The organism is Nocardioides sp. 31GB23 (assembly GCF_040012395.1).
GTDB classification, from domain to species: domain Bacteria; phylum Actinomycetota; class Actinomycetes; order Propionibacteriales; family Nocardioidaceae; genus Nocardioides; species Nocardioides salarius.
The window spans coordinates 65400-78073 of sequence record NZ_JBDYKJ010000006.1 but is presented as its reverse complement, the minus strand read 5'-3'; the positions used below and the strand labels follow the sequence as shown (position 1 = coordinate 78073).

Annotated in this window: 11 protein-coding genes; 6 read left to right on the top strand and 5 right to left on the bottom strand. The window is 74.8% G+C overall.

Annotation, left to right across the window (positions count from 1 at the left end):
- Nucleotides 1–151 precede the first annotated feature (151 nt).
- Complete coding sequence (locus ABKW28_RS03190) at nt 152–553, top strand: GNAT family N-acetyltransferase (RefSeq protein WP_348606313.1); 402 nt, start codon at nt 152–154, stop codon at nt 551–553.
- 25 nt (nt 554–578) lie between these two features.
- On the opposite strand, the gene ABKW28_RS03185 is transcribed toward ABKW28_RS03190, so the two are convergent.
- The 4 genes from ABKW28_RS03185 to mce all read right to left on the bottom strand — a co-directional run bounded on the left by ABKW28_RS03185 (nt 579) and on the right by mce (nt 5150).
- On the bottom strand, nt 579–1745 hold the full coding sequence (locus ABKW28_RS03185) for an AI-2E family transporter (protein WP_348606311.1): 1167 nt from the start codon (nt 1743–1745) through the stop codon (nt 579–581).
- Nucleotides 1742–2980 carry a hypothetical protein gene (locus ABKW28_RS03180; protein ID WP_348606309.1) on the bottom strand — a complete coding sequence of 413 codons (1239 nt, stop codon included), beginning with the start codon at nt 2978–2980 and terminating at the stop codon, nt 1742–1744. The genes ABKW28_RS03185 and ABKW28_RS03180 overlap by 4 nt, the downstream gene beginning before the upstream one ends.
- A 271-nt stretch (nt 2981–3251) precedes the next feature.
- A complete protein-coding gene (gene ccrA, locus ABKW28_RS03175; RefSeq protein WP_348606307.1) occupies nt 3252–4589 on the bottom strand; it encodes a crotonyl-CoA carboxylase/reductase in 1338 nt (445 codons plus the stop codon).
- Nucleotides 4590–4682: 93 nt separating this feature from the next.
- Entirely contained in the window at nt 4683–5150 is a 468-nt protein-coding gene (gene mce / locus ABKW28_RS03170; RefSeq protein WP_204797312.1) for a methylmalonyl-CoA epimerase, read from the bottom strand.
- Between the two features lie 180 nt (nt 5151–5330).
- On the opposite strand from mce, the gene ABKW28_RS03165 reads away from it, so the two are divergent.
- The 4 genes from ABKW28_RS03165 to ABKW28_RS03150 are packed head-to-tail and all read left to right on the top strand — an operon-like array spanning nt 5331 to nt 9814.
- Nucleotides 5331–6521: an acetyl-CoA C-acetyltransferase gene (locus tag ABKW28_RS03165; protein ID WP_348606305.1), complete on the top strand. Its 1191-nt coding sequence runs from the start codon at nt 5331–5333 to the stop codon at nt 6519–6521.
- A complete protein-coding gene (meaB, locus tag ABKW28_RS03160) occupies nt 6505–7470 on the top strand; it encodes a methylmalonyl Co-A mutase-associated GTPase MeaB (protein ID WP_348606301.1) in 966 nt (321 codons plus the stop codon). The genes ABKW28_RS03165 and meaB overlap by 17 nt, the downstream gene beginning before the upstream one ends.
- Before the next feature lie 60 nt (nt 7471–7530).
- Nucleotides 7531–8649 (top strand): glycosyltransferase family 1 protein, encoded by a 1119-nt coding sequence (locus ABKW28_RS03155; RefSeq protein WP_348606299.1) that lies wholly within the window; start codon nt 7531–7533, stop codon nt 8647–8649.
- Nucleotides 8650–8653: 4 nt separating this feature from the next.
- A complete protein-coding gene (locus ABKW28_RS03150; RefSeq protein ID WP_348606297.1) occupies nt 8654–9814 on the top strand; it encodes a glycosyltransferase in 1161 nt (386 codons plus the stop codon).
- Here ABKW28_RS03150 and mptB read toward each other — a convergent pair.
- Nucleotides 9753–11168 (bottom strand): polyprenol phosphomannose-dependent alpha 1,6 mannosyltransferase MptB, encoded by a 1416-nt coding sequence (gene mptB / locus ABKW28_RS03145; protein ID WP_348606295.1) that lies wholly within the window; start codon nt 11166–11168, stop codon nt 9753–9755. The two genes, ABKW28_RS03150 and mptB, sit on opposite strands and share 62 nt — an antisense overlap.
- Before the next feature lie 157 nt (nt 11169–11325).
- Between mptB and ABKW28_RS03140 the strand changes: the two genes are divergently transcribed.
- The gene (locus ABKW28_RS03140) at nt 11326–12639 is read left to right on the top strand and encodes a UDP-glucose/GDP-mannose dehydrogenase family protein (protein ID WP_348606293.1); all 1314 of its coding nucleotides are present in this window, start codon (nt 11326–11328) and stop codon (nt 12637–12639) included.
- Nucleotides 12640–12674 lie beyond the last annotated feature (35 nt).

Genomic DNA, 12674 nt, shown 5'->3' with positions numbered 1-12674 from the left:
CGTCGATCGTTCGATCAACGGGATGGGCCGTTGGTCGAACGATCGACGAACTCGCAGACGGCTCTCTGGTGAAGCTGTTGTCGTGGGTCGCCCAGGCCGCTCCGCGACCTCCTCGCCCAGGGCGGTCGGGGTCGCGCATACCCTGCCTGCCATGGCGATCGCCGACATCCGCCCCTACCGCGACCAGGACCACCGTGACGCCCGGGCCATCTCCCGGCTCTCCACCACCGTGCAGTGGCCGTCGCTGACCGACGCCGAGGTCGTGCACCGGGTCTGCACCGCGCCGGGGGCGGCGGCGTACGTCGCCGACGTCGACGGCGAGCTGGTCGGCTGGGCGCAGGCGCTGGGCGACGGGGTGCTGCAGTCGCACCTGGGTTTCGTGGCCGTGCACCCCGACCACCGCGGCCGGGGCATCGCGCGGCTGCTGGTGGTCGCGACCTTCCAGGCCACCGGGACGCTGCGGATGGACCTGATCACCGACACCGCCACCGGCCTCTACGAGTCCTTCAGCCACACCCGGATGCAGGGCTACCGGATCTACCCCGGCGCCTGAGCGAGGAACTGGCGCCGGCTCGGGGCTACGCGGTGTCCTGGCGGCGGACGAAGACCTCGCGGACCAGCATCAGGATCGCCGCGGCCGTCGGGATGGCCAGCAGCGCACCGACGACGCCGAGCAGGGCCGCGCCCACCAGTGCCGCGATCACGATGACCGCGCCGGGCAGGTCGACCGAGCGCGACATCACCCGCGGGTAGATCACGTAGTTCTCGACCTGCTGGTAGACCACGTAGAAGATCAGGCACGCCAGCCCGATCGTCGGGTCGGTGGCGAAGCCGATGGCGGTCACGATCACCGCGCCGATGGTCGCGCCGATCATCGGGATCACGTCGAGCAGCGCCACCACGAAGGCCAGCGCGACGGCGTACTCACCCAGGCCCACGACGAACAGGAAGACCAGCGAGGACAGCCCGGCGGCCAGGGCCACCACGAAGGCGCCCGAGACGTAGCCGCCGACCCCGGCCAGCACCCGGTCGCCCAGCTTGGCGACGCGCTCGCGGCGCGAGGCGGGGGCGAGCTGGTAGAGCGCGGCCTTGGTCGAGTTCATCGAGGCCAGGAAGTAGAGGGTCAGCACCACGATGATGAACGCGTTGAACAGCGCCCCGAGCACCGCGAGCCCGATGCCCAGCGCCCCTCCGAAGAGGGTGCCGACGAAGTCGCCGCCGCTGAGGTAGTCGCGGGCCTTGTCGAGGACCTGGTACTCCTCGTTGAGCTGCTGGACCCGTTCGTTGCGCTGCAGCTGGTCGAACCAGCCGGGTGCGTTCTGGGTGATCGCGGCCACCTGGTCGGTGATCACCGGCACGATGGCCACGGTGAACAGCCCCACGGCCACCAGGAACACCACGATGACGGTGAGCACCGCCAGCGAGCGGCGCATGCCGCGACGCACCAGCGCCTCGACCGCCGGGTGCAGCCCGGCGGCGAGGAAGAGCGAGACCACGACGAGCAGCAGCGTGCTGCTGATCGAGAGCAGCGTCGAGCCCAGCCACCACGCGGTCAGCGCGCCGAGACCGCCGAAGAAGCCCAGGTAGAACGGGGCGCGCCGGTCGAGCGGGGGCCCGGGGGTGCCCAGGTCCTCGCGGTCGCCGGGCTTGGGCCCCGAGTCCGCGGCGGCCCCGTCGGGCGCGGGGGTCTCCTCTGCTGGGGCCTCCGGCCCGTCGGCGACCTCGTCCGCGTGCGTCCCGCTCACGAGGCGGGGCCGTCTGCCTTGGTCTCCTCGTCGTCGCCGAAGGCGTTGACCAGGTCGGCCAGCGAGGCCAGCTGGGCGGTGATGCCGTCGCGGCGCTTGCGCAGCCGCTCGACCTCGGCCCGGACCTTGGCCAGCTCGCGCTCGGCCTCGGCGGTGCTGGTCGAGCTGATCGACTCCGACTGGGTGCGCGCCGAGACCACGATCTGCTCGGCCTCGCGGCGCGCCCGTCCCAGCAGCGCCTCGGCCTCCTTGGTGACCTGCTCGCGGTGCTGGGTGGCCCGGGCGGTGGCCTGGGCGGCCCGCTCCTCGGCGGAGCTGGCGCGCTGCTCGGCCTCGGCCACCAGCCGCTGGGTCTCGGCCATCGCGGTGTGGTGGTGGTCGCTGGCCTCGCGGGCCAGGCGCTCCTTCTCCACCGCCAGGGTGCGTCGCGCCTCCTGGACCTCGCGGTCGGCGGCCGCGCGGGCCTGCTCGACGGCGCGCTGGGCGGAGGTGCGCATCTCGGTCGACTCCTGCTCGGCGGCCAGGCGCAGCTGGTCGGACTCGCGGCGTGCGGCCGCGAGCACGTCGGCGGCCTCGCTGCGAGCCAGGCTCAGCTCCTGCTCGGCGTCGGCGAGGACCCGGGTGCGGTGCTCCTCGAGCTCCTTGAGCTGCACCATCCGCATGTCCTCGGCCTCGCGGGAGGCGTCGGCCCGGATCGCCTGGGCGTCGCGGGTGGCCTGCCCGCGGATCTCCTCGGCGTCGCGCTCGGCGGTGTCGCGGATCTCGGCGGCCTCCTCCTCGGCCAGGCGCAGCATCGAGCTGGCCCGCCCGCCCAGCCCGGCGTACGACGGCCGCTCGCTCTCGGCGAGCTCCTCGCGCGCCGTGGCGACCTCGCGCTGCAGCTCGGCCACCCGGCGCTCCGACTCGGCGAGCGCGCTGGAGAGCCCGCTCTTCTCGCCGACCAGCTGGCGCACCTTGGTGTCGACCGCGGCGGCGTCGTAGCCGCCGCGCCGCACGGTGGGGAAGGTCGGCGTCTCGGGACGGCCCGCCCCGGCCGCCGCGCCACCGGTGGTGCCGCCCGAGGGCTTGGCCGCCGACGCGCCGCGCTGGGCGCCGGCGCCGGGCCGGGAGCCCGACGTCGCGCCCGCCGGCGCAGCCGGACCGCTGCCGACGGTGGGGATCACCTGGGTCTTGTCGCCGTCGCCCGAGGGGCGCTCCGGCTCGTCGTCGAAGATGGACAGGCCCTGGTCGCTCATCGAGAAAAACCCTTCTTGCCGCGCTGGGGGGAGGAACTGGTGTCGCGCGCCCGAGTCGGCGTGCTCCCGGTGCTCATCTTTGCCGATCCGCGGCCCGGATCACACCTCGCCACCCCTGCTGGCGCCTGAGATCTCGCTGTGAGTGCGACGGAGTGGGCGCGGCGCTACGCCCGGACGCGCAGCGACCCGCCTGCAGGGCCTGCAGGCGGGTCGCCGGACGGTCCCGGACGGGCCCGGGACAGAGGTGGGAGAGGGGTGGGAGACGGGTGGGTCAGACCCCGCGGAACCGGTTGATCGCGTCGAGGTGCTTCTCGCGCATCTCGTGGTCGCGCACGCCCAGGCCCTCCTCGGGGGCCAGGCACAGCACGCCGACCTTGCCCTGGTGCAGGTTGTGGTGCACGTCGAGCGAGGCCTGGCCGACCTCGTCCATCGTGTAGGTGCGCGACAGGGTCGGGTGGATCATGCCCTTGGCCACCAGGCGGTTGGCCTCCCACGACTCGCGGTAGTTGGCGAAGTGGCTGGAGACGATCCGCTTGAGGTTCATCCACAGGTAGCGGTTGTCGTACTCGTGCATGTAGCCCGAGGTCGAGGCGCAGGTGGTGATGGTGCCGCCCTTGCGGGTCACGTAGACCGAGGCGCCGAAGGTCTCGCGGCCCGGGTGCTCGAAGACGATGTCGATGTCCTCCCCGCCGGTGAGCTCACGGATCTTGGCGCCGAAGCGCTTCCACTCCTGGGGGTCCTGGGTGTGCTCGTCCTTCCAGAACCGGTAGCCCTCCTCGGAGCGGTTGATGATCAGCTCGGCGCCCATCGAGCGCGCGATCGCGGCCTTCTCCTCGTTGGAGACCACGCAGATCGGCACGGCGCCGCCGTTGAGGGCGTACTGGGTGGCGAACCCGCCGAGGCCGCCCGAGGCGCCCCAGATCAGCACGTTGTCGCCCTGCTTCATCTGCCCGGCGTTGCGGGAGACCAGCTGGCGGTAGGCGGTGGAGTTCACCAGGCCCGGCGAGGCGGCCTCCTCCCACGTGAGGTGGGCCGGCTTGGGCATCAGCTGGTTGGACTTGACCAGGGCGATGTGGGCCAGGCCGCCGAAGTTGGTCTCGAAGCCCCAGATCCGCTGCTGCGGGTCCATCATCGAGTCGTCGTGGCCCTCGGCGTCCTCGAGCTCGACGGACAGGCAGTGGGCCACGACCTCGGTGCCGGGCTTCCACTTGGTCACGCCGGGGCCGGTCTGCAGCACCACGCCGGCGAGGTCGGAGCCGACCACGTGGTAGGGCAGGTCGTGGCGCTTGGTCAGCTCGGAGAGGCGGCCGTAGCGCTTGAGGAAGCCGAAGGTGGAGACGGGCTCGAAGATCGAGGTCCACACGGTGTTGTAGTTGATCGCCGAGGCCATCACCGCGACGTACGCCTCGCCCGGGCCGAGCTCGGGCAGCGCGACGTCCTCGACGTGCAGCGACTTGCGCGGGTCCTTGTCACGGGTGGCGACGCCCTCGAACATGTCGACCTCGTCCTCGTGCACCGTCACGGCGCGGTAGGACTCGGGCAGGTCGAGGTTCGCGAAGTCGTCCGGGGCGGTGCCGCCCGCCATGATCGCGTCGAGGATGTGCTGCACGTGGGCTCCTGTGGGTTGGCCGGGCTCTGCGGGGTGTTGGTCGCGAAGATTACTGCTGGGTAACCACGGGGTCGACCCCGTGTGACCCACGGCTCAGTGCTGGGCGGCGGGTTCCACGATCTCGACGAGCACGCCGCCGGCGTCCTTGGGGTGCACGAAGTTGATCCGGCTGTCGGAGGTGCCGCGGCGCGGCTCGTCGTAGAGCATCCGCACGCCGCGCTCGCGCAGCACCGCGCTGACGGCCTCGACGTCGGTGACGCGGTAGGCCACCTGCTGGCAGCCGGGGCCGTTGCGGTCGATGAACTTCGCGATCGTCGACTCCGGCGACAGCGGGGCGAGCAGCTGCACGTGGGAGGTCGAGTCGCCCACGGCCATCATCGCCTCGCGCACGCCCTGCTCCTCGTTGACCTCCTCGTGGGCCAGGCGCATCCCGAAGGTGTCGCGGTAGAACGCGATCGCCTCGTCGAGGTCGGGCACCGCCATCCCGACGTGGTCGATGGCGGTGAAGAGGTGGCCGGGCACGCCCAGCGGACCGGGTGCCGGAGCAGGGGAGGAGGTCATGGCCAGCATGGTCGTACGCCGGGGCGCTCCGCGACAACGGTCCCGGCACAGTTGTGACGTGTGCCTCACGACCGGGGCCCGGCGCCCGGTACCCACCGAAGTGACTCGTCGGTATCGTCGAGGTGAGGCGTGGTCCGCACCACTGCCGACCCGCCCGCAGTCGTCGTCCTTGGAGGAAACATGTCCGGAACCGTCATCGTCGCGGGGGCCCGCACCCCGATCGGCCGCCTGCTCGGCGGGCTGAAGAGCCAGACCGCCGCCGACCTCGGTGGCGTGGCCATCAAGGGGGCCCTCGAGAAGGCCGGTGTCACCGGCGAGCAGGTCGACTACCTGATCATGGGCCAGGTGATCCTGGCCGGTGCCGGCCAGAACCCCGCCCGCACCGCCGGGCTGCTGGCCGGCCTGCCCGCCAGCGTCCCCTCGATCACCGTCAACAAGGTCTGCCTCTCGGGCCTGAACGCGATCGCGACGGCCGACCAGATGATCCGCGCGGGCGAGGCCGACATCATCGTGGCCGGCGGCATGGAGTCGATGACCAACGCACCGCACGTGCTGCCCAAGTCGCGCGAGGGGTTCAAGTACGGCGACGTCTCCCTCGTCGACTCGATGGCCTACGACGCCCTCTTCGACCAGGCCACCCAGCAGGCCATGGGCGGGCTGACCGAGCAGTGCAACGCCCAGGGCACCAACCTGACCCGCGAGGAGCAGGACGAGTTCTCGGCCCGCTCCCACCAGCGCGCCGCCGAGGCGTGGAAGAACGGCGTCTTCGACGACGAGGTCGTGCCGGTCGAGATCCCGCAGCGCAAGGGCGACCCGGTCGTGGTCTCCCAGGACGAGGGCGTGCGCGGCGAGACGACCGCGGAGTCGCTCGGCAAGCTGCGCGCCGCCTTCGCCAAGGACGGCACCATCACCGCCGGCTCGGCCTCGCAGATCTCGGACGGCGCCTGCGCCGTGGTCGTGATGAGCAAGGCCAAGGCCGAGGAGCTCGGCCTGACCTGGCTCGCCGAGATCGGCGCCCACGGCATGGTCGCCGGGCCCGACTCCACCCTGCAGATGCAGCCCGCCAACGCCACCGCCAAGGCCTGCGAGAAGGAGGGCATCGCGCCCGCCGACCTCGACCTGGTCGAGTTCAACGAGGCGTTCGCGGCCGTGGGCATCGAGTCGGCGCGCAGCCTGGGCCTCGACGAGGCCAAGGTCAACGTCAACGGCGGCGCCATCGCGCTGGGCCACCCGGTCGGCATGTCCGGCGCCCGCGTGGTGCTGCACCTGGCCCTCGAGCTGCAGCGCCGCGGCGGCGGCGTCGGCGCGGCCGCCCTGTGCGGCGGCGGCGGCCAGGGCGACGCCCTCATCGTGCGTGTCCCGACGAGCTGACCACCTGGTCCCGGACCTCGTCGAGCGCGCCCGCGCCGGCGAGGTCCGGGCCGTGGCACGCCTGATCTCGCTGGTCGAGGACGAGTCCCCGGCGCTGCGCGAGGTGATGGCCGCGCTGGCCCCGCACACCGGCCACGCCCAGGTCGTGGGCATCACCGGCTCGCCCGGCGTGGGCAAGTCGACCTCCACCAACGCCCTGGTCGGCGCCCTGCGCGCCACCGGCAGGCGGGTCGGGGTGCTGGCCGTCGACCCGTCGTCGCCGTTCTCGGGCGGGGCACTGCTGGGCGACCGCATCCGGATGCAGGACCACGCCTCCGACGACGGCGTCTACATCCGCTCGATGGCCTCGCGCGGCCACCTCGGCGGGCTCGCCTGGAGCACCCCCCAGGCCGTCCGGGTGCTCGACGCCTCCGGCTTCGACGTGGTGCTGGTCGAGACCGTCGGCGTGGGCCAGAGCGAGGTCGAGGTGGCCGCGGCCGCCGACACCACCGTCGTGCTGCTCGCGCCGGGCATGGGCGACGGCATCCAGGCCGCCAAGGCCGGCATCCTCGAGGTCGGCGACGTCTTCGTCGTCAACAAGGCCGACCGCGAGGGCGCCGACCGGGTGCGCCGCGACCTGCGCTCGATGCTCTCCCTGGGCGACCGGCCCGCCGACGCGTGGCGACCCGGCATCGTCAAGACCGTCGCGCAGACCGGCCAGGGCGTCGACGAGGTCGTCGCCGAGCTCGACCGGCACCGCGAGTGGTCGCAGCGCACCGGTGCCCTGGGGCGGCGGCGTACCCGACGGGCGCGCGTCGAGGTCGAGGCGATCGCCGTCACGACCCTGCGCCGGCGCTGGGCCGACGTGGGCGGTCGCGAGGAGCTCGACGAGCTCGCCGTGGCGGTCGCCGAGGGCCGCACCGACCCCTACACCGCGGCCGACGGGCTGCTCTCGGCGTTCACCGACTGATCACCCGCGCGCCGCCCCGCCGCTCCTGAGCCGTCCACCGGCGCCCCCGAGCCTGGGGGCATGCGAGTCGCCGTGGTCACCGAGTCGTTCCTGCCCCAGGTCAACGGGGTCACCAACACCGTGCGCCAGGTCGTCGACCACCTGCGCCGCACCGGGCACGAGGCGATCATCGTCGCGCCCGGCCCCGGCCCCGCGTCGTACGACGGGGTGCCGGTGGTGCGGGTGCGCTCGGTCGGGCTGCCGACCTACCGCTCGTTCCCGATCGGGCTGCCCGATGCCGCGGTGCACCGGGCGCTGGTCGACTTCGACCCCGACGTGGTGCACCTGGCCTCCCCGATCGCGCTCGGGGCGGTCGGGCTGCGTGCCGCGCGGCGGCTGGGCGTGCCGACGGTGGCGGTCTACCAGACCGACGTGGCCGGCTTCGCGCGCCACTACCGCGTGCGCGCCGACCTGCTCGCGGGTGCGTGGGTGGGGCGCCTGCACCGGCGCGTCGACCGCACCCTGGTGCCCTCGACGACCTCCTACCGCCAGCTCGCCGCGCTGGGCGTCGGCGACCTGCACCTGTGGCGGCGCGGGGTCTCCCTCGACCTCTTCGGGCCCGCGCGGCGCAGCGCCGCGCTGCACGAGCGGTGGGCACCGGGTGGCGAGACCCTGGTGGGCTACGTGGGCCGGCTGGCCCCCGAGAAGCAGGTACGCCGCCTGGTCGAGGTCTCCCGGCTGCCCGGCGTGCGGGTGGTCGTCGTCGGCGACGGGCCGGAGCGGGAGTCGCTGGAGCGGCGGATGCCCGACGCCGTGTTCACCGGGATGCTCGGCGGAGCCGACCTGGCCCGGGCCTTCGCGACCCTCGACGTCTTCGTGCACCCCGGCGAGTCGGAGACCTTCTGCCAGACCGTGCAGGAGGCCCAGGCCAGCGGGGTGCCCGTGGTGGCGGTGGCCGCCGGGGGGCCGCTGGACCTCGTCGAGCACGGCCGCACCGGGCTGCTCTACGACCCGCGCGCCGAGGGCGCGCTCGCGCAGCAGGTCGCCCGGCTGGTGGCCGACCCGGTGCTGCGCCACGAGCTGGCCGACCGGGCCGCGCGCGAGGTGGCCCAGCGCGGCTGGGCGGCCGTCGTCGACCAGCTCGTCGAGCAGCACTACCGGGCGGTGCTGCGCCCGGGACCGCACCGAGCGGCGGCCTGAGCGGGTGCGGATCGCCCAGCTGGCCAACTTCGTCGGGCCCGCCTCCGGTGGCATGAAGACGGCCGTGCAGACCCTCGGCGCGGGCTACGCGGCCGCCGGGGTGCCCCGGCTGCTGGTGGTGCCGGGCCCGCGCGACCGGCGCACCACCACCGAGCACGGCGACGTCGTGCAGCTGCGGGCCCCGCGCGTCGGCGGCGGCTACCGGCTGATCGTCGAGCCCTGGCGGGTCGGGGAGGTCCTCGAGCAGTTCGCACCGACGTCGGTGGAGGTCTCCGACAAGGCGACCCTGTGGCCGGTGGCGCACTGGGCGCGGCGCCGCGGGGTGCGCTCGGTGCTGTTCTCCCACGAGCGGCTCGACGCGATGCTCTCGCTGCGCACCGGCCGCGAGGCCGGGACCCCCGGGATCGCCGCGCCGGTCTCGGTGCTCAACCGGCTGCTCGCACGCAGCTTCGACGAGATCGTGGTGACCTCCGAGTTCGCCCGCCGTGAGCTGCAGGAGGTCGCCGGCGCCGCCGGCACCCGGCTGCACCGGGTCGCCCTGGGCGTCGACCTCGCCACCTTCGCCCCGCCCGAGGCCCGCGATCCCCGTGGCCCGGTGCTGCGGCTGGTGCACGCGGGACGGCTCTCCCGGGAGAAGAGCCCGCACCTGGCGGTCGGTGCCGCCGTCGCCCTGCACCGGCGCGGGGTCGCGGTGCACCTCGACGTCTACGGCACCGGGCCGCACCGCGCCGAGCTCGTCGAGCTGGCCGGCGGCGCGCCGGTCACCTTCCACGGCCACGTCGCCGGGCGCCGGGCGCTGGCCCAGCACCTGGGCCGCGCCGACGTCGCGCTCTCGGTCTGCCCCGGCGAGACCTTCGGCCTGGCCGTGCTCGAGGCACTGGCCTGCGGCACCCCCGTGGTGACGGCGTCGTACGGCGGGGCGCGCGAGCTGGTCGACGACGTGTGCGGCGCCTGGGGGCGCCCGGTCCCCGACGACCTGGCCGACGCGGTGCTCGCCCTGGCCGCGCGACCCGAGGCGGTGGCGCGCCCCGCGGCCCGGGCGCGCGCCGAGCACTTCGCCTGGGACCGCACCGTGCACGACATGCTGGCCGTGCACGCCGGGCTCACCCCGGCAGCGAGGGACGGACGCGACGACGAGCCGGGGGCGGCAGCGCGGACGGCCTGACCGCCCAGGTCAGCGCGATCGCCAGGCCCACCACCAGGGTGGCCGTCAGCGCGATCGCCACGTGCAGGCCGCGCAGCTCGGAGTCGAGGGGCGCGGTGATGCCCAGCGCGAACGAGAACCACACCAGCAGCGCCAGTGCCCGGCCCCGCAGGTGGCAGGCCGCCGCCAGCGGCAGGCACCACAGGGCGTACCAGGGGTGCACCACCGGGCTGAGCAGCACCGTCGCGGTCAGCGCCAGCGCGCTCGCGCGCAGCGCCGCCCCGGGGTCGCCGGTGCGCCCGCGCAGCGCCAGCCAGGCCACCAGCGCCAGCGCGGCGGCCTGCGCCAGCAGCCGGGCGCCGGGCAGCAGCAGCTCGAGGGTGGCGCTGAGCGCCAGCGGCGTGTGCACGGTGCCGGGCACGCCCAGGGCGTGCACCCAGCCGCTGCCGGTGCCGGCCACCACGCCCACCCCGACCAGCGTCGCCACGCTGACGAGCGCGACCTGGGCCCCGCGACCCACGCGCTCGCGCAGGCCGGCGTCGACGGGCAGCGACACGAGCAGGACCCCCAGGCAGACCAGGCCGCCGGGCAGCTTGACCGCCGCGGCCAGCCCGCCCGTGGCGGCGCCGAGCAGCCAGCCCCGCTCGGTGGCCACGACCAGCGCCGCCGCCCCGAGCCCGGCCACCAGCAGGTCGTTGTGGAGGCCCCCGACGCCGTGGGCCAGCACCAGCGGGCTCGGCAGCACCAGCGCCGAGACGAGCGCGGCGTCGTACCGGGTCCACGCCGCCAGGCGCGGCAGCGCCCAGGCCAGCACCGCCAGCCCGGCCAGGGCGAGCACGCGGTGGCCCACGACCATCGCCCACGGCGAGTCCACCAGCCGCGCGGTGCCCGCGCCCCACAGCAGCGGCAGCGGACCGTACGGCGTCGGGGTGCCCAGCCAGCGGGGGTCGACGGCCTCGACCACCGGGCCCGAGAGCACGCCCGGGCCCCAGCGGTAGGGCGAGAGGCCGAGCCGGGTCAGCTCGCCCTGGGCGGCGTAGCTCCAGCCGTCCCGGCTGAACAGGGGAGGGGCGAGCAGCAGGGGTGCGCTCCACAGCACGGTGGCCGTGCGCACCAGGCGCAGGTCGGCCCGGCCGTGCCCGGCGGCCCGCCAGAGCCGGATCCAGGCGGCGCTGAGCAGACCCAGGCCGCCGACCACGACCACCAGCCCGCTCATCCGCCCCGGCATCGAGTGCCGCCACGGCAGGTCGGCCACCCACGAGCTGGCGGGCACCGCGCTGATCACCAGGCCACCGACGAGCACCAGCAGCGAGCCGAGGACGCCGAGGTGCAGGGTGCGCCGTGAGGGGCTCGACCGGCGGGCGGGGTGGGGCACGCGGTGACGCTAGGGGCCCCCGGCGGCCGGTGGCGCACACGCCGGTGAACGCTGCGGCAACGGCGCGCGACCGGGCCCCGCAACCGTTCCGCAGCCGTTCACCGCACCTCCACGGCGGCGCTGCGCGGGTGTCGGGCGCGCTGCCCACGGTGGGTCCATGCGACTCACCGTGATCGGCACCGGCTACCTGGGCGCGACGCACGCCATCTGCATGGCGGTCCTCGGCCACGACGTCCTGGCCCTCGACCGCGACGGCGAGCGGCTCGCCGCCCTGGCCGCCGGGCGGGTCCCCTTCCACGAGCCCGGCCTGCCCGAGATGCTGCGCAAGGCGCTCGACTCGGGCCGCCTGCGCTTCACCGACGACGTCGTGGAGGTCGCGGCCTTCGGCGAGGTGCACTTCGTGTGCACCGGCACCCCCCAGCTGGCCGGCTCGATGGGCGCCGACCTGTCCCAGGTCGAGGGTGCGGTCGCCGCGCTCGCCCCGCACCTCGAGCGACCCTGCCTGGTCGTGGGCAAGTCGACGGTGCCGGTCGGCACCGCCCAGCGGCTCGCCGGCCTCCTCGCCCGGCTCGCGCCGGCGGGTGCGGCGGCCGAGCTCGCCTGGAACCCCGAGTTCCTGCGCGAGGGCCACGCGATCGAGGACACCCTGCGGCCCTCGCGCCTGGTGCTGGGCGTCGCCTCCGAGACGGCCCGGGCCGTCCTCGAGGCCGTCTTCGCGCCGCTGCTCGCCGCGCAGGTGCCCTGCGTGGTCACCGACCTGGCCACCGCCGAGCTGGTCAAGGGGGCGGCCAACTCGTTCCTGGCCACCAAGATCTCCTTCATCAACGCCATGGCCGAGGTGTGCGAGGCCTCCGGCGCCGACGTGCACCAGCTCGCCGCGGCCCTCGCCCTCGACGACCGCATCGGCGGGCGCTTCCTCAAGCCCGGACTGGGCTTCGGCGGTGGCTGCCTGCCCAAGGACATCCGGGCCTTCGTGCACCGCGCCGAGGAGCTCGGCACCGGGCGCAGCGTGCGCTTCCTGCGCGAGGTCGACGACATCAACCGGCGTCGTCGCCTGCGCACCGTCGAGCTGGTCCGCGAGCAGGCCGGCGGCGACCTGCGCGGGGTCCGCGTGTGTGTGCTGGGCGCCGCCTTCAAGCCGCACTCCGACGACGTGCGCGACGCCCCCGCGCTCGAGGTGGCCCAGCGGCTGCACGACGAGGGTGCCCAGGTGGTGGTCGTCGACCCGCAGGCGCTCGACAACGCCCGCCGCACCCACCCCGACCTCGAGTACGCCGACTCCGCGCTCGAGGCCGCGGCGGGCGCCCGCGTGGTGGCGCTGCTGACCGAGTGGGACCAGTTCCGCGGGCTCGACCCGCTGCGCCTGGGAGAGGTCGTGGCGCAGCGTGCGGTCGTCGACGCGCGGGGCGCCCTCGACCCCGACGCCTGGCGCGCCGCCGGGTGGAGCGTCCGGGCGCTGGGCGCCGCCTGAGCGACGCCCGGCGCGACGGCTCGGCGGCTCCCGCG